Below are 21,996 nucleotides of genomic sequence, written 5' to 3' on the forward strand. Positions count from 1 at the left end.
TATAGTATGTTAAAAAATGCCAAATTCGTTTCTCTAGCTTTCACCGCCCTAGAGTCGCTTAATTGCTTTAATCTTGTAGCGTCTATCTTACTTCTTTATGCGTAAAAAGTCAATTATATTTATAAAATAGATTTTAGGAGAAATCAGCATAGGTAAAATGTTTTGATACCCTTAGTACGGTTGTGTAGCTCAGTTGTTGTTCTTTTAAAGTAATCGCTGTCTTTATTTCTTCCATAGGTGCATAGGCAGCGATATTTATTTGATTTAACAGTAAATCAGGGTTAGCTTTTAAACTCATCCATGCACGTGGCAAGTGAATGGCTGAACTAACCGCTACGATTGTTTTGAAGCCTTCTTCTAAAATAATTTTACTTGATTCAATCGAATTGCCAACCGTATCTTTAGCTAAGGGCTCACGAATAATGGTTGACGAATCAATTTGGTGTTCTACGAACCATTTCGCCATATGTTCTGATTCATTATATTGATTGGCAACTGCGCCACCACTGACGATAATTTTTGCTTCAGGATGTCTATGACTGAGTTTTTTAGCTGCTTGCAGTCGTGCTTCCAAGGCAATTGGAATACTTCCGTCACTTTTTAAACCTTTACCAAAGACTACAATAGCATCGATGGTCGTCAAGGACTGAATGGTTCGCCATAAATTTTTGTTGCTTTTAAAACGGTCAATGAAAGTAATTAGTTGCGTTAACCGTTTAGCGTCGTTGGGGTGGTATTTATTTAATTGAATAAAGCGTTCGGAATAGTGCGTTGATGAGTTGAGAATATGCGCATAAATCGTGCTTAAGAAAAGAGCTTGGCGGTCAGTAGGTAAGTCGGCAAGAATTAAATCCCATTGTTCCCAAGCCGATTGAAAATAATCATAAGTGCCGTAAACTTCAGCTTTTAAACGAATAGCTTGTATGCGATAATCTGGATAATTTTGGATGATGTGATCTAATTGCTTTACAGCCGTCTTGATGTTCCATTGGTTTAATTGTTCTAGAACAGGATGAAAAGCTGGTTCTGATTCAAAGCTTTGCCCTATCTTTGGTTCCAATAATTGAGGGTTATTAGGACCAGTAAAATCTCTCAAAACAGGTTGCGTTCGAACATTTAATAACTTCATCAGATAAACTCCTTTAAAAAAAGTGTATGCAGTCTTCCTTGCATACACTTTAACATGTTATTCTATTTTAGTAAATTTTCTATGTCCGTATAATCAAGATTAAATGATTCAGCTACGGCTTTATTGGTCATCTTACCTTGATAGGTGTTGATACCTGTTAAAATAGTTGAATTGCTTTTAGCTGCTTGAACCAAACCGTTATCAGCAACTAACATGGCATAACGTAAAGTCACATTGGTCAAGGCTAAGGTTGACGTACGTGGTACAGCTCCTGGAATATTCGCAACCGCATAATGTAGGACATCATGTTTAATATAATAAGGGTCTTCATGTGTTGTTGCATGATCGATGGTTTCAAAATTACCACCTTGATCAACGGCAATATCAATAATGACCGAACCGGCTTCCATGGATTTAACCATTTCCTCAGTAACTAAGACAGGCGCTTTGGCTCCAGGGATTAGGACAGACCCTATCACAATATCCGCATCTTTTACTTGTTCAGCGATATTGGCTGGATTTGACATGATTGTTTCTACTTGATTGCCAAATATATCGGCTAATTCGGCTAAGCGTGTCGGATTTAAATCAATAATGGTTACTTGTGCACCAAATCCAATGGCAATTTTAGCCGCATTAATTCCTACAACACCCCCACCAATAATAACAACTTTACCTACAGGGACGCCTGGCACAGATCCAAGTAAAATACCTTTACCACCATATTGTTTTTCTAATAATTGTGAACCTACTTGCACAGCGTAGCGACCAGCTACTTCACTCATCGGCGTTAACAAGGGTAATTTTCCATTTAATGACATTGTTTCATAGGCTAACCCAATTGTTCCTGTTTCAAGTAATTCTCTGGTTAATTTTTCATCGTTAGCTAAATGTAAGTAAGTGAAAATAATTAAATCTTTCCGGAAATATTGATACTCGCTTTCCAAAGGTTCTTTTACTTTAAAGACCATATCAACATCCCAAACATTAGCGGCATCCGTTTCAATAACAGCACCCATTTTACGGTAATCGTCATCCAGAAAACCCGATCCCACGCCTGCGCCGGCCTCAATATAGACATCATGTCCTTTTTCAACTAATTGAGCGACTCCAGCTGGAGTTAATGCTACACGATTTTCAAATGATTTTATCTCTTTAGGTACACCAATTTTCATATAATCACTCCGTTTTATTTTTTGGTAGATATTGTGCATTCATTCATCTTCTGACCTCTTTCAGCTAAACAATGAATCAATGTAAAATCTTTGCTGTTACTTTATTATACTACCATAAAACACCTTATATTTTAAGCAAAACCGTTTATACTAGGAATTATTTTAATCGATAAAGGCTATTTAAAAAACAAATCAGTACAGTATAAACTTAGTTAAAATTGGCACTAACAGTCTTTTGTTTTTTAAGACTAATACAGTTTTAACACACAAAAAAAGCCAATTTTTCAATGTTACATGTGAAAAAACACCCACATTGAAAAATTGGCTTTAAATGAAATTTAACTAAGTTAGTCCATTAAATATATTGACTTAAAACTTGATTTAAACGGTTTTTGTCATGGAAACCAACTAATTTGTCAACAACTTGACCATCTTTTTTAATTAATAATGTTGGAATTGACATAATCCCAAATGATTGAGCTGTTTTAGGCTCATCATCAACATTCATTTTATAAAAATTTACTTGTCCATCCAATTCTGTTGCTAATTCCTCAACGACAGGTGATTGCATACGACAAGGACCACACCAAGGTGCCCAAAAATCCACTAAAGTTACACCTTCAGCAGTTGTTTCTTCAAATTGTGCATCCGTAATATCTTTAACCATATTAAAGTCCTCCTTTTTATTTCGTAATCTATATTATCATACTCTTTTGAATGTTGCTAATTAATTGCTTGTCGCAAAAAATATTTACTTAAAATAGACGATAGTTGAACCATCACCACCGCTACTAGGAGGTGAATATTCAAAATGATCCACTTGGAGGTGGTTTTTTAAAACTTGCTGAACCCCACTACGTAGAGCACCAGTGCCTTTACCATGAATAATGGTTACACGCGGATGATTGGAAAGTAAAGCGGCATCTAAATATTGATTCAAGCGATTAATCCCTTCTTCAACGCGTTCACCCCGAATATCTAAGGTTGGTTGCACTTTGTTGCCCGCTTTTCTTTGGACATTGACGGTCGTTTTTGGTTCTACAGATTCAAGTGGCCTTAAATCATTGGCATCTATTTTCATTTTTAGAATACCTAACTGTACGTTATAAGTATCCTTGTCTACTTGTTCGATAATTGTACCGCGCTGACCATAAGATAAAACTTCCACTTCGTCGCCCACATTAAAACTCGCTTGTTTTTTAGCTCGCTGTAACACTTTGTTTTTCTTTAATTTTTCCGCTTGTTTCAATTGGCTAACTTGGGCTTTTTTATCGATTAACACATGCTCTTTGATGGTCGCATCATTGCCTTGTTGGAGTTGTAAGTCCCTGATCTCACGGATTAATTTGTCAGCTTCTTCTTCTGCTTGTGCAACTTTTTCATTAGCTTGACGTATGGCATTTTGTTCAATGGTTTCTTTTTTACTCATCCATCTTTGATATTCCGTTCGAAGATCATCTAATAATTTTTCGGCTTCGTCTAACTCACGTTGTGTTTGTTCCACATTTAATTCACTTTGACGTCTTTCACGTTCTAAATTAGCAACCATTTCATTGATGGATTGGTTATCTTGAGAAATTCCTGAACGAGCATTTTCTAAAATATCCTCACGCAACCCTAAACGTTTGGAAATTTCCAAAGCATTACTGCGACCTGGGACGCCAATCAGTAAGCGATAGGTTGGTGACAAGGTGTCAGAATCAAATTCCATACTCGCATTAATGGTATTTGGCGCTTCATGCGCATAAACTTTTAGTTCCGGATAGTGAGTGGTTGCCATCACTGTCGCTCCCAGTTTACGAACATAGTCTAAGATTGCCATCGCTAATGAGGCACCTTCTTGAGGATCGGTCCCCGAACCTAACTCATCAAATAAAAGCAGTGATTGGTGCGTAGCTTGATTAAGAATACTTACAATATTCGTCATATGACTAGAGAAAGTACTTAGATTTTGTTCAATGGATTGTTCATCTCCAATATCGGCAAATATTTGATCAAAGACGCCAAGCTGGCTACCTTCCTCACAAGGTACATGTAAACCTGATTGGCCCATCATTTGAATAATACCTAACGTTTTAAGTAAAATGGTTTTACCACCTGTATTTGGACCGGTAATAATCAATGCCTGATATTGGTCACCAATCAATATATCATTAGGAACAATTTTTTCGGCATCAATTAAGGGGTGACGTGCTTGCCACATAGCAATTTTTTGTTCAACTGAAAATTTCGGTTTAACGGCATTAATGGCTTTAGCATACATTGCCCGTGCTTGAATAAAATCCAACTCGGCGATAATGGATTCATTTAAAGAGATATCATGCTGATAAGGTTCTAACTGCAATGAAATATCATTTAAAATCACTTCAATTTCACGTTGCTCTTCGGCTTGGAGTTCTGTGCGCTTATTATTTAATTGAACAATCGATTGTGGTTCGATGTAAAGTGTTTGCCCCGTACTACTTTGATCATGTACGGTCCCACCAAAGCGATGTCGAAATTCAGCTTTAACGGGTAAGACATAGCGTCCGTTACGCATGGTAATTAAATTATCGGATAGTTCATTGGCTTTAGTCTTTAACAATTGATTCAGTTGGGTTCGTACTTGGTTTTCGGTGTTACTTTGATGACGTCTAATTTGACCTAGTTTAGCTGAAGCCGAAGAAAGCACACTGCCATCCTCAGCAATGGATACTTGAATTAATTTTTCAATATCAGGTAAAATAACTACTTGATCCGCCCATTCACTTAATTGTGGGAAAAATTTATCTTCTTGCGCTAAATCTTCAAAGAAATCACTTATTTGTCTAGCGGTACTTAAAACTTTCCCGATTTGGCTTATTTCTATACCATTTAAACTGGCACTAATTTTTAAGCGTCTTAAAGCCGTACTTAAATTAGCCAGCCTAGGAATGGGGATATTTTTTGATTGTTTAATTATGCTATAGGCTTCATCGGTTTCATTTTGTAGACGGTTAATAATATCAATATTCGTTTCAATTTTCATTTGATCGATTTTCGTATTAGCTAAATCGGTCTGGGTCGATTGCTTGAGTGTTTGTTGAATTTTATAAAACTCTAAGGTCTGATAAATCTTTTCAGAATTCATTCAGCGATCTGTCCTTTCATCAGGGTGATAGCGTGGCAAGAACAAACGCCATCACTGGATTGGATGGCGTTAGTTAGATTGTAATGGATTGACATTCAGCCATGTTTCAGTAGCTAAGTCTGACAGTACAGGCGTGTTGGCTACTATTTGGTAAGCAACAGGGTTGTCGACAAATTGTTGTTGGACGAATTCAATCGGAATTAATGAAGCGATAAACAACACCACAAATACGACAACATAGGTCACAAATAAGTTAATCAACCCACCAATGACCCGGTTGATGGTTTTAAAAACATCATAATAAATAATTTTAGTTAAGAATGAGGATAATATTTTGGTTAATATCCAACCAATAATCGTGATGATAACAAACGAAATAGCACGATAAAACGCTTGGTCTAAAAAGAAGCTTTGTGATTCATTGTAAAACACAAACTCACTACTTTGTTGGATGGCTGGAAATGGGATAATCATTTCAACATATTCCGATAAGGGTTCATAATATTGTGTTGCCAATATCACCGTTAAAGTATAGCCTATTAATTGAATGGCTTGCATAATCAAACCACGTCTAAAGCCGGTATAAAAACTAAATGCTAGTATAATAAAAATAAGTATCGTTAACATTAACAATCTCCTTTACGAGACAAACTACCTTAACTATTGCTAGGTTGGTTGTTGACTGTGTTATTTTGATGGGGCGTTTGCTCGGGTTTTCTTGTACTTTGCTTTGAGGTATAATTTTGTTTTGAACGTACATTATGTTGTTTTACGGTTGCCTGTCTAGATAACTGTTCTTTTAAAGCGGCATTTTCTTTCTCTAACTCAACAATGCGACATTCTTTAACTAATTGATCGGAAATCGCATTAATAGCCATCAAAATGCTACGGTCTGCATAGTTTAAATTATCATCTAATTCGCCAAGCTGTTCTAATTGTTGATTGACAATATCGACAACCGTGTTTAGATGTTCTGCGCTACGATTACCTACTATGGTATATTGTTTCCCAGCTATCTCAGCTTTAAAACGACGTTTTTCATCCATGGTCATTCTCCTTATGTATATGGTAAATTGAAATAATTGCTCCTACATATTTTAACAAATAAATTGTATAATTTCATCCATGACCTTATTTTACTAGGTTTATTCACATTTACTTCGTATAATAGTTAAAGAATAATTGAAAGGACATATCTATGACTTCTATTACATTAACAATGACAGACCAAGATATTCAAAAAATGCAAGCTTTTTATCAGGATTATTTATTAAATACAGTCCCTTATAGCGTCTTTAGAGCTAAAAAAAACAACACAACCATCACGGCTTATACAAGTGGAAAAGTGCTGTTTCAAGGGAATGATGCTCAACAAGAAGCTGAACAATGGCAAGCAAGGGCTACAACTGTTGACAGTAAAGCCCCAAAGAAAGAATCACCAACAATAACTCCCTTAGTCAAAAAACTTCACCAGGCTAACCTAATAGGTAGTGATGAAGTTGGCAACGGCAGTTATTTCGGTTCACTCACTGTTTGTGCAGTATACTTACCTCAAGATAAACAGGCCTTGGTTAAAGAATTGGGTGTACGTGATTCAAAAGTTTTAACGGATACACAAATTAGACAAATCGCAGCTGATTTGAAAGTAACATTGACTTATAAATTGGTTGAATGTCCTCCGATTCGTTATAACAAAATGACTTCTACGATGAATGCGAATCAGATAAAAGTTGCCTTACATAATGAAGCCTTGCAAGCTCTAATTAATGAAAAAATGAATGACAATGAAAAGGCTGAATTTGACGGCGTATTAATCGATCAATTTACGAGCGAAAAGAATTTTTATCACTATTTAAAAAATGAACCTCACCCCTATTCGGGTAAGATTCATTTTATGGAAAAAGCTGAAAGTCATAATTTAGCTGTAGCCAGTGCTTCGATTATTGCACGCGCTGCTTTTGTAGATTCCTTAGTTCGCTTAGGAAAACCTTACGGTCGCAAATTACCCAGTGGTGCAGGTAAAAACGTGGATCTTTTTGCTGCTGAACTTATTCGCGATCATGGTGAAGGTGCTTTATTTAAAACGGCCAAACTTCACTTCGCCAATACTAAAAAAGCCAAACTTCTTGCTAATAAATATAAGTACTAACCAATGATTCCATCATGACATTGAGATATTTATTATAAATGGCTGTTGTCAGAGTAATAAGGAATGTTCACTCCTGTTTCATTCGGTGTCACAAAGGTGTATCCCATATCTAACAAAATAGGAATGAGCGTTTTTAGAGCATCAGGGGTGGCTTGATGAGTATCGTGCATTAAAATAATGGACTGAGGTTGCAAATTAGCCAATGTCTCTTGGTGAATTAACTCAGCATCATGTGTTTTCCAATCCAATGTATCTATCGTCCACAAAATAGAATCCAAGTCCTCGGTTAGACTCAAAATATGTGGACCTCCCTTACCAAACGGAAAACGTAATAATTCTGGCGTGGCGCCTGTGGCTTCTTTAATCGAATCTTGTGTCCAGTTAATTTGTTCCATAACTTGTGCATCCGATAATGTTCCTAAATCAAAATGATTGTAAGTGTGGTTACCAATGACATGACCTCTTTTAACGATTTCATTGGCTACCTGCGGATATTCATCAACATAGGCACCCATGACAAAAAAAGTCCCTACGACATCATAATGATCTAAAATATCTAAAACTTGCAAGGTATAAGCTTCATTGGGGCCATCATCAAAAGTTAAAGCCACTCTTTTTGATAAATAATTTAAAGGTGTGCCAATAAATGACTGTGATAAAGTGGGACTTTTACCAATATAGGCTAATTCTTCTTCGGTTAAATTTTCGATTGAATGGTCCCATTCAACAATGTCTTGACTCAAATCCTGACAATATACGTCGAATTCTGATTGAACTGCATCCAAATTAATCGTGTCATCTAAACGATCCAGTTCTTCTTCTATAAATTGAACACCCTCGACAGCATTTAAAAGTTCCTCTTTAGTCCGTAGATCCGTGGGTAAATCAGTGAACGAAGCCTCTAAAGCTTGTAATTCAGTCCCTTGTGTATAAGCCTGATCATACAATTGAAGGAAATGTTGGTCCAACTCTGAATCGGAATCCGTTAAATTTGCCATAAAAGTTTGTTTCGATTCTGCTACTTGTTGGGGCGCAACCTCTGCCTTTAATTTTAAAGGTTCAGCAGATTGAATTAACTCCTTGGGATGCGAAACTTCATAATATTGTGACAACTGATTTAAAGCATAATATTGATTTTGAGCGACTTCTATTTGTGAGAGTAAAACATCTTGATTGGATCCTGTAACATTATTTATTTGCTCCGTTGCCTGATCAATCTCTGCTTGGGTAACATCTAGGTTAAGTTCAGTGAAATCATTATCGACATATAGCTTTTGAACCGAGGCCTGCGCTCGGCGTAAACTACCGATGGTTGAATTGAATTGATTAAAAATAAATACAACCAAAATGACTAATAGCACAATTTCTAATGCAATTACGACCCATCTATTTTTACCTAAGTTATTACCTATTTTCCTCACACTTCTCACCCTTTTATGCTTATCTTACAGGTATTATACACGACTTTATCAGAAATTTTTACTTAAATTTTCATTATAATTACAGGACCTTTTTCTAACCTTCCGTAGGTAAATCATCCAAATAAAAGGTAAAACCCTCACCTAAAACTTGCTGAACATCCGATATAACAACAAAGGCATTTGCATCAATTTCATGAATAATCCGTTGAATCGGCATTAATTGTTGGCGGTTAACAACGACATATAAAATGTTTTTTTCAGATTGTGAATAATAACCATAGCCATTGATGACCGTGATACCTCGATTCACATCTTTCATTACACGTTCAGCTATTTCTTCATAGTGATTAGAAATGACCAACAATGATTTTTTTGGATTAAACCCTTCTAAAATAAAGTTTAATACTTGATTAGTTACAAAGATCGTTATATAGGTCATAATACCGCTTTCTAAACCAACCACATATAAACTAAAGGACACAATCACAATGTCACACATGGCCAGTCCTGTCGCAACACGTATTCCGAAGTATTTATTTAATAACATAGCAATAATATCTGTGCCTGCTGTCGTTCCCCGACCTAAAACCACTAACCCAATGCCAAAACCGGTTAAAACACCCGCAATAATGGGTGGTATTAAAGAATTTTCAGGGATAAAGGGGTCGAAAACGGGATAATTCATAAAGATGGATAAAGAAATTATCGAAAGTATCGTATACATCACTAATTCTTTAGACAAATACCGCCAGCCGATGGCTAACAAAAAACCATTTATAACAATATTGGTAATTGATGGATTAATATCAAATAAATAAAATAGCAAGACTGAAATGCCCGTTACACCACCGTCACCCAGATTGTTAGGAATGACAATTGAATTAATCGAAATCGACATAATAAAGGTCCCCAACAAGACTAAAAAAACCGAAATAAAGGTACTCTTATTGAGTTTCATTCATTCCCTCCTTTATTACTTAACCAACCGATAAGATCTCTAAAGACCGTGTCGGCTAAAAAGAGTCCACGTTGTGTTAGAAACACACGATCAGCATCAATCATTAAGAGACCCCGTTGGTTTTGTAAATCAAAAAAATCCCCAAATAAATCAAGTGCCGACACCTTAAATTTAACTTGAAACGCACTTAAGCGAAAACCTTGATTGGTTCGTAAAGCCAGAAATAGATATTCTTCCATTTGTTCGTTTTGGCTAAGTGGTGTGGTATTAATGATTGGTTTTTCATCTTGCTCCGTTTTATTTAAATAATGATGAACGGGACCATGATTGTAATACCGTGTCTCATCTACAAACCCATGTGCACCTGCTCCAAAACCATAATAGGGTTTATATTGCCAATACTTAATATTATGCCTTGATTGGTAACCTTCTTTAGCAAAGTTACTTACTTCATACTGATGGATAGCATTTTCTTCTAAACGCTTAATAGCTAATTCAAACATATCAGCATCAACATCTTCAGAAGGTAAAGGTAGTTTCCCCTCACGCATTAACTGTTGAAACACTGTTTGATTTTCAATAATCAACGAATACAAGGAGTAATGTGGCAAATCCAAGTCTAAGGCTTTGTCGAGACTTTCGTCAAAATCTTCAATGGTTTGTCCAGGAAGTCGAAAAATTAAATCAATACTAATATTGGTAAAACCGACTTGTCTTAACCACTCAATCGATTGATAAATATGTTGTTGGCGATGATTGCGACCTATTTTACGCAATAGGCTATCATTAAAGGTTTGAACACCCATAGAAATACGATTAACACCTGCATCATATAATAAGGCACATTTTTCTAAACTGAGTTCACCAGGGTTAATCTCAAAGGTAAATTCCGTTTTTTCATCTAAGGGTAAATGTTGGTGAATACTATTTAATAAAATGTCTAACTCTTCCATATTTAAACAAGAAGGCGTCCCACCGCCGACATAAATCGTATCTAAAGGTTGGCTTTTATTTATCTCATACAAACGCATCTCGTTATTTAATCCTATCAAGTAACGGTCAACAGGTTGACCGTCGTAGAAATATTTATTAAAGGCGCAATAATGACAAATTTTCTTGCAAAAAGGAATATGTATATAGGCAGCGTCAACCGTTTGCGTTAAAACAGACATGAATTCTAACCTCCCAGTGTAGCAAAATAAGCTCGTGTATCGATTAAATCCTCATCCAATTGGTGAATCAAATCATCGGTGCTTGCAAATTTTAACTCCGGCCTTAAATAATGATGCCATTTAATTTTTACCTTTTCACCATAAATGGTTTGATTAAAATCTAAAATATATACTTCGCAAGACATTTTTCGATTGGCTTCAAAGGTAATATTATACCCAATTGAAGCCATACCTTGATACCAATGATCCCCCACTTCAATTTCAACTACATAAACACCTACAGCGGGGATAAGTTCTAAATCATCGGTCAAAATATTCGCTGTTGGATAACCCAACAAGCGACCACGTTTATCTCCATGAATAACGACCCCACTAGTCTGATAAATATAGCCTAACTCTTCATTCGCTGTTTCAATTTCTCCCGTTTCGATTAAATCTTTAATATTAGATGATCCCACTTTCTTTTGATGTAAAATCAATTCGGGTATCTCAATAATTTCAAAGCGCCCTTTTGCATGTTCGGGTAAGGTCTGCATATTAGCAACTTCACGTTTACCATAGGTATAATCAAAGCCAGCCACAATTACTTCTACATTAAAAGCAACTATATAATCATCCACAAAGGTTTGGGGTGATTGCATCCCAAAATCATAGGTATAATCAATCATATACATGATGTCGATACCTAATTGCTCAAATAGTTCTTCTTTGCGTTCATTGGTCGATAAATAAGTCATTTCCTTAGGATCCAATTTTTGATATACAATTTTAGGATGTTGACTAAATGTCATTACAGCCACTTTAATGCCACGTAAGCGGGCTTCATCAATGGCTGTTTTAATGACACGTTGATGACCTAAATGGACTCCATCAAAAAAACCTAGTGCCATCACAATGGGTTCATTAATTATCTGTGTTTTATCATAAGGATGATGTAAGTATATTTTCTGCATAGGTCCGCTCTTTCTATTCATTTATCGTATGGGTGAACATACGATAGGGTTTTATTAAGTGTTCTTTATTTGGATGGGGTTGGTATAAGGCAACTACTTTATTACGATAACATAATACTGTAATCTCGTGAAGTAGATTTTCTTTTCCAAAATAATCTTCAGCTAAAACTTTACCATGCCGAACATCATGATATTCTTCTTGAGATAAATCAATTGTTGGAAAGTTACGCAAAAGTGCTTCAATTGGAAAAATAAAACGGTCAATTTGATTTTCATCCATAGCTTGTTGTACTTCTCCTAAGGTCACTGCATCAGCTTCATCAAAGCCTCCCGTTGCTTTACGCGTTAAGGCTGACATGTGTGCGGGATAACCTAATTGCTTACCTAAATCAACCGCCAATGTCCTTACATAGGTCCCTTTTCCACATATCACTTCAAACGTCCAAGACTGGATACCCTTTTGTTCATCATAATTGATTTCGCTCGTCCGCTCAAACGCATGAATAAACACTTGGCGACTAGGTCTTTCAACTTCAATTCCAGCTCTAGCATACTCATAAAGTTTCTTCCCCTGTACTTTAACAGCCGAATAATAAGGCGGAATTTGATTAATCCAACCCTTAAATTGCTCCATCGTCGCATCAATGATTGTTTGTTCTACCATGGGTTGCACTCTTTTAGTGGCAATAATCGCTCCATACCGATCTTCAGTTTCAGTTGCTTGACCTAAGGTAATTTCCCCTACATATGTTTTTTCGCCATCCATGAGTAATTCAACCAATTTAGTACCTTCACCTAAACAAACAAGCAAGACACCTTCGACTTGAGGATCGAGCGTCCCTGTATGACCAATCCGTTTTTGCTTAAGTATTTTGCGCAATTTAAAGACAACATCATGACTGGTCAACCCTTTTTCTTTCCAAATTGGTATTACGCCATTTAACATGAACTCGCCCCTCTTTTTCAATACATTCTGTACCATTATAACAGATGAAAAATAGCATTCCAATTGCCGAAATTTCGACGAATTTGTTATTAGCTTATGCTAAACTGTGCTATAATTATTAACATAATGTATTTGTTTTACAATGTTAAAGGAGTTATTATAAATTATGTATGAACAATGGGTTGCTATGGAGCAGTTTTATTATAATGATATGTGGGTTGCTATTATAATTGCTGTTATTGCTGGTGTGCTACTCGTATCGACGATTTCACATTTCAACACAAAAATAGGTAAAATCATGATTAGCCTTTCTACACTTGTCATTCTCGCAAGTGGTTATTGGGCATATTCAAATTACCAAATCCACTCCGATTTAATTGATAAATTACAATTTACCAATCCCTTAACACGTTCCTATACCCTTAATGCATTTAGTGATCCTTTACCTTATTCTATATCAGAAGAACAATTTTATCGGGTCGGCTATTTACCGCAGTCATTTGAAAACCTTGAACTCTATAACGCTAACACCCATTTGGATGAAATCGAATATATGGGGCGATACAATACCTATTACTACTTTAAAATCAATGATCGTATCTACTACACTTCGATAAAAAATGTAGAATTCACGACCGATAACAAAACCTATCGTGAAGGCGTTCAATATACGCTGATTGATGAGAGAATGGCAGACTTAGGCTTTACTGAAGAATCCCGTATATTTTATTTGAAGTATTTAGTCCCACAATCACTCGAAGACTTGGAACTTTCACAAGAAGACGCAAAAGATGCTATTTATCAGGGCAGTGAAGATATTGTCGCCAACTGGATTATGCCTTAAATAGTAAAAAATAGCGCTGAATATAAGGGATTAAACTATTCCCTTATGTTCAGCGCTATTTATTATAATTTTTTAAAAAGAAAATATTTTGTCATTCCTTGAGTAGGATAATCAGGGATTTGACCTGCTAATTGATAGGCTAATTTTTGATAAAATCCTAAGGCCTGATAACTCAAAGTTGACAATGAAATAGTGTGAACATCCAAATCCTCACAATATTTTTCTAATTCCTGCATTAATAACGTTCCATATTGTTGCTGGCGATAATGTGAGTCAACAGCCAAAGCATTAACATGAATCGAATCATATTGTTTAGTGAAGGCTACCCCTCCAACAAATTGCTGCGACACAATTATTTCAATGGCATATTGCTGCGAAAACAAGTTTGCCTCATTTAATTCAGGAAAGGTTGCCAAGGTATGAGCATCAATCAACGCATCGATTTTCTCTAAACTCGCCTGTGGATTGCTTGAATATAAAAATACCACCGTGAAAATCTCCCTTCAAAATCGTTAGCATTAACCGCAGTAAAAAAAGTCCGAGCTAATAAAAGTTCGGACTTTTAGAAAACAAATTATTCTAAGTCAGTTTCATCCACAGATGATTGATTAATCTGGCTTAATAAAGCATCAATATGTGACCCATAATCCACTGAACGATCACGTTCAAAAGTAATTTCAGGTGTCTTGTACAAGGTAAGACGTTTACCCAACTCACTTCTGACTTTACCTGTTACAGCTTTAAGTCCTGCTTCAATTTTTTGACGTGCTCCTGCTTTATCATCCATGGAACTATAGAAAATCGTGGCTTGTTGTAAATCACCTGTTACTTCAACATCTGTAATCGTGATGCCTTGTACACGAGGATCTTTTACTTCACGCGTCAAAATATTATTCACTTCACGCAGAATTTCTTGTCTAACACGACCATGACGATAGTTTGCCATGAGAATGCTCCTTCCGTTCATCAAAATACAAATAAATTAACGTTTGACTTCTACCATATGGTAAGCTTCAATAATGTCATCAACGTGAATATCATTATATTTTTCAATCATGATACCACATTCGAAGCCTTTTGTAACTTCACGAGCATCATCCTTGAAACGTTTTAAGCTAGCTATTTCACCTTCATAGCGTACGATATTATCACGAATAACACGCACTTTACTATTACGGGTAATGTGACCTTCTAAAACATAAGCACCTGCAATCGTTCCAACTTTAGAGACATTATAGGTTTCACGAACCACAACTTGACCTTGGATTTCTTCCACAAATTCTGGATCCAACATCCCTTTCATGGCTGTTTCAATTTCATCAATGGCATTATAAATAATGCGGTGTTGACGAATATCAATTTCTTCTTCCGTAGCTTGTGCTCTTGCTTGAGGGGTTGGTCGTACGTTAAAGCCAATAACAATCGCACCAGAAGCTGCAGCTAGGGTAATATCACTTTCATTAATAGCTCCAACCGCTTGATGGATGATATTAACGCGAACACCAGAAACTTCGATTTTTTGTAAACTAGCTGATAAGGCTTCAACCGATCCTTGAACATCACCTTTGATAATGACGTTAACAGATTTAAGTTCTCCTTCGCTTAAGCTTTCAAATAAGTTATCTAAAGTCACTTTTTTCTTAGTGTCACGTTGTTCTAATTGGGCACGTTGAGCACGTTCTTCACCCGCCATACGAGCTGATTTTTCATCTTCAAATACAACAAACAAATCACCTGCTTGTGGAGCATCATTTAAGCCTGTAATTTCAACCGGTGTTGCTGGTCCAGCCGAACGGATGCGACGACCATTATCGTTTAACATCGTTCTAACTTTACCATAGCTATTACCCACAACAATTGGATCCCCAATACGTAAGGTCCCTTGTTGAACCAGTAAAGTTGCCGTTGCACCTTGAGCTTTATCAAGACGAGCTTCAATCACAGTACCGACAGCTAAACGATTTGAATTAGCGGTTAATTCTTCAACTTCAGCAACTAATAAAATCATTTCTAAAAGTTCATCAATATTTTGATTATATTTAGCTGAAATTTGAACAAAAATTGTATCGCCACCCCAAGCTTCAGGAATTAAACCATATTCAGATAATTCTTGCATCACCCGATCAGGATTGGCTTCAGGTAAATCAACTTTGTTAATGGCCACAATAATAGGAACGTTAGCTGCCTTAGCGTGATTAATCGCTTCAATTGTTTGTGGCATCACGCCATCATTAGCTGCCACCACAATAATTGTAATATCCGTAATGTCCGCTCCACGCGCACGCATGGTCGTAAACGCCTCGTGACCAGGGGTATCTAAGAAAGTAATTGGCTTACCTTCAATTTCAACTTGATAGGCTCCGATATGTTGAGTAATACCACCGGCTTCGCCTTCAGTCACGCGTGTGTGGCGTAATTGATCTAATAAAGTCGTTTTACCGTGGTCAACATGCCCCATAATAGTCACAACCGGTGGACGTGATGTTAATAATTCTTCATCTTCATTATCTTCAAAATAGATTTCTAAGTCGGCTTTATCCACAACGACTTTTTCTTCAGGTTCTACACCGTACTCTAGAGCAATTAGCTCGATAACTTCCTTAGATAAAGCTTGGTTTTGGTTTGCCATCACACCTGACAGCAATAATTTTTTAATAATTTCAGAGGCATCACGGTGGAAAATTTTAGAAATTTCTTGAATATTCATTCCTTCAGTATAGACAAGTTTTTCAGGTAAATCTTTGTGTTTTCTAGCCGTAATTCCTTTGGAAACAGGTTGATTCTTATTGTTACGGTTATTACGGTTACCTCTTCCACGACGACGATTGGAACGATTACCTTGTTCTTGCTCCTCAGATTGATTATTCATCGAACGCTTCTTCGAGGCTTTGTCAGTATGTTTTGAGTTATTACTTGAAGTTTTCGTTTCAATATCATCCTCTGTTTGTTTTTTGTTCGAATGACTACGCTGCTTATGTTGTACTTCTTTATTTGGATTAGCTGATTTTGCACTATCCTTTTTAGTTGCTTGCGTATTTGTAGTTGAATCATTTGCTTCCACAACGGGTTTACGGTTATTGATCAATTGATTCAATTTATTTTGTTGTTCTTCAGTCATTGACGACATATGACTATTAAAGTCAATATCATTTTTCTTAGCTAAATTTAGAACAGCTTTGCTGCTCATATTATGGTTCTTGGCAAATTCATATACACGAATAGCTGTCATAATATCACCTTCCTGTATACCTTAAAAAAGGTAGATTTTTAAATGTGGTGATGATCACTTTGTATTATATTCATGAAATTTATTAGCCATCCCTTGATTATTCATTGCACAAATCGATCGTGATTTGCCAATCGCTTGACTTATCTCCATTCGGCTAAATGACGTATCTAATGCTACATTATATCGCTGACACATAGCATCATATCGCTCAAGTGTCGATGCACTTGCATCATTTGCACATATGACTAAGTGGACTTTCCCTTGCTTGATTGCCTTCGTTACTAATTCATCACCAGAAATTAAGTTTCGAGCTCTTGTAGCAAGTCCTAATAAATTCAATTGTTTTTGTCTATTGCTCATAGTAGCTCTTTGCGCGCTTTCTGGTGTACAATATAGTTATAAAGTTCATCATAAAATTCATCCGTAATCTTCATTTCAAATATTTTATCAAAGGTCCGTTTGCGTTTAGCTTCTATAGCTAATTCTGGCTCTAGACCAATATACGCACCACGACCATTTTGTCGTCCTGTAGGATCAATAAAGACTTCATTTTCTTTATTTTTAACGATGCGAACAAGTTCTTTTTTAGGGAACATTTGTTGTGACACAACACATTTGCGCATAGGAACTTTACGTGTTTGTTTTGTTTTCATTCGTCGACCTCCTACTTTAAAAATTAAAACGCTTCATCTTCTAATAATTGTTCATACTTAACTTCTTCAACAAGCTCATCATAATCTTGTTCACCGTCAATTTCAACGGCTTCAATGGCATCTTCGACAGCCTCAGGTGTGTATTCTTGCTCGTCGATATCTTGCGCATTCCGTAAATCTTCCACATCACCTGTTTGGTAGAAATCATCACCATCGGCTGCGATGGAGACGTCAGGATCAGCAAATAAATCTTCCGACTTAACATCAATATCAGCTGCAATTGTATCTTCATCTAACACTTCGACTTCATCGGTCACTGCCAATTCATCGATGGTATCATCTTCCAATCCTTCGGCTTCCTTTTGTTCGATTTCCTTGGCTGTTTGTTCTGCAACATAATCAGCATAAGAGGAAACGGATTTAATATCAATTTTATAGGTTGTTAACCGAGCAGCTAAACGAGCATTTTGACCTTTTTTACCAATGGCCAGTGACAATTGGTGATCAGGTACGACCACAATACACGAATGGTTGGCTTCATCAAAAATGATTTCTTCAACATCCGCAGGACTCATGGCATTTTTAATAAATATCACCGGATCTTCATTCCATTCGATAATATCCATGTTTTCACCATTTAACTCACGAACGATTGATTGTACCCTTTGTCCCCCAGGTCCAATACAGGTACCCACTGGATCAACGTTTTTATCTCTTGATCGCACGGCTACTTTAGAACGATCGCCCGCTTCACGAGCAATATTGACAATCTCCACGATTCCTTCGTAAATTTCAGGCACCTCTTGTTCAAACAATCTTCTTAAAAACTCAGGTTGTGCACGTGTGACAATCACTTGCGCCCCTTTACTGGTTTTATCAACTTTACTAACATAGACTTTTATGCGATCATCCATATGATATTTTTCTGTAGGAATTTGTTCACTCACTGGCATAACGGCTTCTACTTTACCAAGATTGACATATAAGAATCGATGATCTTGTCTTTCCACAATCCCAGTTAATATTTCATCTTGATATTGATTATATTCCTCATAAATAATTTCACGTTCAGCTTCACGGATTCGTTGCATAATAACATGTTTAGCCGTTTGGGTGGCTATGCGTCCAAAATCTTTTGGTGTCACTTCAAACTTTATTTTATCACCAATTTCATAATGGGGACTAATTTTTAATGCTTCTTCTAAGCTTATTTCAAGCATACTGTCATAATTTATTTCAACAACTTCACGTACGGAATATACTTTAATATCACCCGTCTCTTTGTTAAAAGATACTTCAACATTTTGTGCTTGATTATAATTACGTTTATAAGCTAATTCTAAGGCATCTTCTAGAGCACTTTTAATAACATCTCTAGATATACCCTTTTCTTCTTCAAGTACTTGCATGGCTTTTACAAGTTCTGTACTCATTTTATCACCTCAAATGTATGTTAAAACTTGATAGCTAAGCGGGCATTAGAAACAGCTGATTTAGCGATTTCTAATTGCTTGGTTACCGTCTTAATTTTTACTTCAATGACATAGTCTTCATCGTTTACCTTAACTAATGTCCCTTCATGGCTTTTTTCACCAAATTGAGGAACATAATAATCAAAGTGAATATACGATCCAACAGCATCCCTAATTGCTTGTTCATTTTTTAATGGTCGTTCTGCACCCGGTGAAGAAACTTCAAGATAATAGGCAGCTGGAAAAGGATCTGGTTGAATATTATCCAAATGACTACTTACAGCTTCACTAATTAAGGCACAGTCATCTAAATCAATATTTCCTTCATTTCTATCTGCATAAATACGTAGAAACCAATTTGGCCCTTCTTTAACATATTCAATATCTACAAGGTAACAATCAAATTGTTCAACAATTGGTTCAATGATTGGACGGACTTTTTCTACAATAGAACTCATTATTCACCTCTTTTAATTTTCAACCCTTAAGTGCGTTTCAATTTTAGTCATAAAGCATGAAAAAAGCGAGCGTTGCCGCTCACTACCCTCACCACTATACCTTAGTAATTATAACATAAACTACAATTTTATGCAAACTTGATTACTATTTTAATGGTTAAATACCCCAAAAACAATACCACAGGACAATATTACATAAGATTCATATTCAATATAGCATGCTTTTATAAAATAAAATAGATTTAATAAAGTGATATTTATTAAATTTTTATAACGTAATTTAACCAATATTTTATAATCATATTGTGTGACATCTAAAAAGTGATATGCTAAAGTTAACTTATCAAATGAAAAGGAGTGTCAATTTTATGTCATTGAAAAAATTAGTTTCATTAGCAAGTGCGAGCTTATTATTAGGTGGATTTGTCTCTTACGGATCAATTGCTTTAGCCCAAGAGGCTAGCAGTGAAGCAATAAGCGAATCCGTTGAAATGACCGACTCAGCCGTTGAAAGTGAATCAGTTGTTGATTCTGAATCAACCGACGAATCAGCTACCGACGAAGAATATGCATTCGAAGTTGTTGTTGACGTGATTAACAATGAAGAAGAAGTTATGGGAACAGCTACTTTTAGAGAAGACCAAGCAGGTTTAGTAACATTAGAATTAGAATTAGAAGGTGTTGAACCTGGTGAATACGGGATGCATATTCATGAAGTTGGTTTAGCAACTGCACCAACGTTTGAAGATGCTGGCGCTCATTTTAATCCAACTGATGTAGAACATGGGACTGAATCTGAAACTGGACCACATGCTGGTGACTTACCTAACTTGGTAGTTGGAGAAGATGGGACAGTCAATGAAACCATCGAAATCCCCGACGTGACTTTAGACCCAGAAGGTGAAAATACCCTTAACGGAACAGATGGAACGACTTTAATTATCCATACACAAGCAGATGATTATGTATCACAACCAACAGGTGATGCTGGGGATCGTATGTTAGCCGCTGTTATATTCGCTCCATTAGAAGATAGTGAATTCTATACTGAAGAATCTGACCCAGAAAGTTCTGATTCAGCTGAAGCATCTACAGAAGAAACCACTGAATCAGTAGTCGAAGAGTCTTCAGAAGAATCTGCAGAATAATTATTTTCACACAAAAACACGACTTCGATTTTGAAGTCGTGTTTTTTTAGAATGATGATTAGGCTAATTTGTTAATTAATTCGACGTGAGCGTCCACAGCTGTTTGTAAGAAATCAGACGTCCCTTCGTTAACTAATTGACCATCTTCATCAAATAGATTTTGTGAATTAGCTAAATAGACTTCCGGTTGTTGTACCGTTGGCATATTTAAGAAAGCTAGCGATTGACGTAGATGGTGATTAGCACCAAATCCACTTAAATTTGAAATTGATTGACTAGCAATTAACGCTGGCTTACCAGCCCAAACATTTTCACCCCAAGGACGAGAAGCAATATCTAAAGCATTTTTTAAGGCTGCAGGAACTGAACGGTTATGTTCTGGTGTTACAAATAAGATAGCATCTTGACTAGCAACTTTAGCACGAAAATCAGTATATTCTGCTGGACTATTTGCATCAGAATCTTGATTATATAATGGTAAGTTAGCAATTTCGATAAATTCTACTTCATAATCTGAAGGATATAACTTAGCGATAGCATTGGCTACCATACCAGAATAACTATTTTTACGAATACTACCTACGATTACCCCTAATTTTGTCATTATAAAATCTCCTTTTTGTTTAATAAATAACAAATATCATTCAAATACTTGTTGTATTATCATTTTAACTTATAAACAGATAAAAGACAAGCAAAAATATCTCTAATTCTAAATATATTTTTTATGAGAAAGCTATTCCCTTTGAAAGAGTGATTTAACTAGTACTTTACAAAGATAATTATGAACTTAGCTTTATCATCTTTTATCTTTTTTCATCTAATTTTAATAAATGTTTGACAATCGTTGAAAGTCAGAGTAAGATTGTAGGCAAGTAATGACTTTGGAGGTAAGGGTAATGAAGAAAAAGAAACATTCAATACGTAACTTACATGCAATTCAAAATCAATTATATTACTTTAGCTATTTTAGATAGTTTGTATTTACAATTCATTGTAGATACAAACAAAACACTTAGTTTGTATCTATGATGGCTAAAGCACATTTGCTTGTTTCTAGCCACATAGAATATCATATTCTAAATGGCTGAAGCATAAATATTTTATGCAATAACACGCTCATTTAGTATGATACTAATTGAGCGTTTTTTGTTGCCCTACTGCACTTGTCAAAAAGGAA

22 protein-coding genes are annotated in these 21,996 nt (G+C 36.0%); 3 read left to right on the plus strand and 19 right to left on the minus strand.

Going from position 1 to position 21,996, the window contains the following annotated elements:
* Nucleotides 1–133 precede the first annotated feature (133 nt).
* The 6 genes from NRE15_RS02865 to zapA all read right to left on the minus strand — a co-directional run bounded on the left by NRE15_RS02865 (nt 134) and on the right by zapA (nt 6,459).
* Nucleotides 134–1,129: a YdcF family protein gene (locus NRE15_RS02865; protein ID WP_313794112.1), complete on the minus strand. Its 996-nt coding sequence runs from the start codon at nt 1,127–1,129 to the stop codon at nt 134–136.
* Between the two features lie 62 nt (nt 1,130–1,191).
* On the minus strand, nt 1,192–2,304 hold the full coding sequence (gene ald, locus NRE15_RS02870; protein ID WP_313794934.1) for an alanine dehydrogenase: 1,113 nt from the start codon (nt 2,302–2,304) through the stop codon (nt 1,192–1,194).
* A gap of 355 nt (nt 2,305–2,659) precedes the next feature.
* Nucleotides 2,660–2,971 (minus strand): thioredoxin, encoded by a 312-nt coding sequence (trxA, locus tag NRE15_RS02875; protein WP_313794113.1) that lies wholly within the window; start codon nt 2,969–2,971, stop codon nt 2,660–2,662.
* 84 nt (nt 2,972–3,055) lie between these two features.
* A complete protein-coding gene (locus NRE15_RS02880; protein ID WP_313794114.1) occupies nt 3,056–5,413 on the minus strand; it encodes an endonuclease MutS2 in 2,358 nt (785 codons plus the stop codon).
* Between the two features lie 69 nt (nt 5,414–5,482).
* A complete protein-coding gene (locus tag NRE15_RS02885; protein WP_313794115.1) occupies nt 5,483–6,040 on the minus strand; it encodes a CvpA family protein in 558 nt (185 codons plus the stop codon).
* A 29-nt stretch (nt 6,041–6,069) separates the two neighbouring features.
* Nucleotides 6,070–6,459: a cell division protein ZapA gene (zapA, locus tag NRE15_RS02890; RefSeq protein WP_313794116.1), complete on the minus strand. Its 390-nt coding sequence runs from the start codon at nt 6,457–6,459 to the stop codon at nt 6,070–6,072.
* 152 nt (nt 6,460–6,611) lie between these two features.
* On the opposite strand from zapA, the gene rnhC reads away from it, so the two are divergent.
* Nucleotides 6,612–7,562, plus strand: coding sequence for a ribonuclease HIII (gene rnhC / locus NRE15_RS02895; RefSeq protein ID WP_313794117.1), 951 nt, complete (start codon nt 6,612–6,614; stop codon nt 7,560–7,562).
* A gap of 32 nt (nt 7,563–7,594) precedes the next feature.
* Here rnhC and NRE15_RS02900 read toward each other — a convergent pair whose 3' ends face one another.
* The 5 genes from NRE15_RS02900 to truB form a co-directional block, all read right to left on the minus strand.
* The gene (locus NRE15_RS02900) at nt 7,595–8,983 is read right to left on the minus strand and encodes a polysaccharide deacetylase family protein (RefSeq protein WP_313794118.1); all 1,389 of its coding nucleotides are present in this window, start codon (nt 8,981–8,983) and stop codon (nt 7,595–7,597) included.
* A 94-nt stretch (nt 8,984–9,077) separates the two neighbouring features.
* Nucleotides 9,078–9,941, minus strand: coding sequence for a YitT family protein (locus tag NRE15_RS02905; RefSeq protein WP_313794119.1), 864 nt, complete (start codon nt 9,939–9,941; stop codon nt 9,078–9,080).
* On the minus strand, nt 9,938–11,113 hold the full coding sequence (hemW, locus tag NRE15_RS02910; RefSeq protein WP_313794120.1) for a radical SAM family heme chaperone HemW: 1,176 nt from the start codon (nt 11,111–11,113) through the stop codon (nt 9,938–9,940). Before hemW ends, NRE15_RS02905 begins: the two co-directional genes overlap by 4 nt.
* 5 nt (nt 11,114–11,118) lie before the next feature.
* Entirely contained in the window at nt 11,119–12,066 is a 948-nt protein-coding gene (ribF, locus tag NRE15_RS02915) for a riboflavin biosynthesis protein RibF (RefSeq protein WP_313794121.1), read from the minus strand.
* A 13-nt stretch (nt 12,067–12,079) separates the two neighbouring features.
* Complete coding sequence (truB, locus tag NRE15_RS02920) at nt 12,080–13,012, minus strand: tRNA pseudouridine(55) synthase TruB (RefSeq protein WP_313794122.1); 933 nt, start codon at nt 13,010–13,012, stop codon at nt 12,080–12,082.
* Nucleotides 13,013–13,178: 166 nt separating this feature from the next.
* On the opposite strand from truB, the gene NRE15_RS02925 reads away from it, so the two are divergent.
* Nucleotides 13,179–13,856 (plus strand): hypothetical protein, encoded by a 678-nt coding sequence (locus NRE15_RS02925; RefSeq protein WP_313794123.1) that lies wholly within the window; start codon nt 13,179–13,181, stop codon nt 13,854–13,856.
* Between the two features lie 62 nt (nt 13,857–13,918).
* Here the strand turns inward: NRE15_RS02925 and NRE15_RS02930 are convergent, their stop codons facing one another.
* The 7 genes from NRE15_RS02930 to rimP form a co-directional block, all read right to left on the minus strand.
* Nucleotides 13,919–14,344, minus strand: coding sequence for a GNAT family N-acetyltransferase (locus NRE15_RS02930; protein WP_313794124.1), 426 nt, complete (start codon nt 14,342–14,344; stop codon nt 13,919–13,921).
* A gap of 86 nt (nt 14,345–14,430) precedes the next feature.
* On the minus strand, nt 14,431–14,802 hold the full coding sequence (rbfA, locus tag NRE15_RS02935; RefSeq protein ID WP_313794125.1) for a 30S ribosome-binding factor RbfA: 372 nt from the start codon (nt 14,800–14,802) through the stop codon (nt 14,431–14,433).
* A 36-nt stretch (nt 14,803–14,838) separates the two neighbouring features.
* Complete coding sequence (gene infB / locus NRE15_RS02940; RefSeq protein WP_313794126.1) at nt 14,839–17,085, minus strand: translation initiation factor IF-2; 2,247 nt, start codon at nt 17,083–17,085, stop codon at nt 14,839–14,841.
* Nucleotides 17,086–17,139: 54 nt separating this feature from the next.
* Nucleotides 17,140–17,445 carry a L7Ae/L30e/S12e/Gadd45 family ribosomal protein gene (locus NRE15_RS02945; RefSeq protein ID WP_313794127.1) on the minus strand — a complete coding sequence of 102 codons (306 nt, stop codon included), beginning with the start codon at nt 17,443–17,445 and terminating at the stop codon, nt 17,140–17,142.
* Complete coding sequence (gene rnpM / locus NRE15_RS02950; protein ID WP_313794128.1) at nt 17,442–17,738, minus strand: RNase P modulator RnpM; 297 nt, start codon at nt 17,736–17,738, stop codon at nt 17,442–17,444. The genes NRE15_RS02945 and rnpM overlap by 4 nt, the downstream gene beginning before the upstream one ends.
* A 23-nt stretch (nt 17,739–17,761) precedes the next feature.
* The gene (gene nusA, locus NRE15_RS02955; protein WP_313794129.1) at nt 17,762–19,171 is read right to left on the minus strand and encodes a transcription termination factor NusA; all 1,410 of its coding nucleotides are present in this window, start codon (nt 19,169–19,171) and stop codon (nt 17,762–17,764) included.
* A gap of 20 nt (nt 19,172–19,191) precedes the next feature.
* Entirely contained in the window at nt 19,192–19,668 is a 477-nt protein-coding gene (rimP, locus tag NRE15_RS02960; RefSeq protein ID WP_313794130.1) for a ribosome maturation factor RimP, read from the minus strand.
* 368 nt (nt 19,669–20,036) lie between these two features.
* Between rimP and NRE15_RS02965 the strand changes: the two genes are divergently transcribed.
* Nucleotides 20,037–20,816 (plus strand): superoxide dismutase family protein, encoded by a 780-nt coding sequence (locus NRE15_RS02965; RefSeq protein WP_313794131.1) that lies wholly within the window; start codon nt 20,037–20,039, stop codon nt 20,814–20,816.
* A 58-nt stretch (nt 20,817–20,874) separates the two neighbouring features.
* On the opposite strand, the gene NRE15_RS02970 is transcribed toward NRE15_RS02965, so the two are convergent.
* Nucleotides 20,875–21,420: an NADPH-dependent FMN reductase gene (locus tag NRE15_RS02970; protein WP_313794132.1), complete on the minus strand. Its 546-nt coding sequence runs from the start codon at nt 21,418–21,420 to the stop codon at nt 20,875–20,877.
* Between the last annotated feature and the right edge of the window lie 576 nt (nt 21,421–21,996).

Origin of the sequence: Fundicoccus culcitae (assembly GCF_024661895.1) — a bacterium.
Lineage (GTDB): Bacteria > Bacillota > Bacilli > Lactobacillales > Aerococcaceae > Fundicoccus_A > Fundicoccus_A culcitae.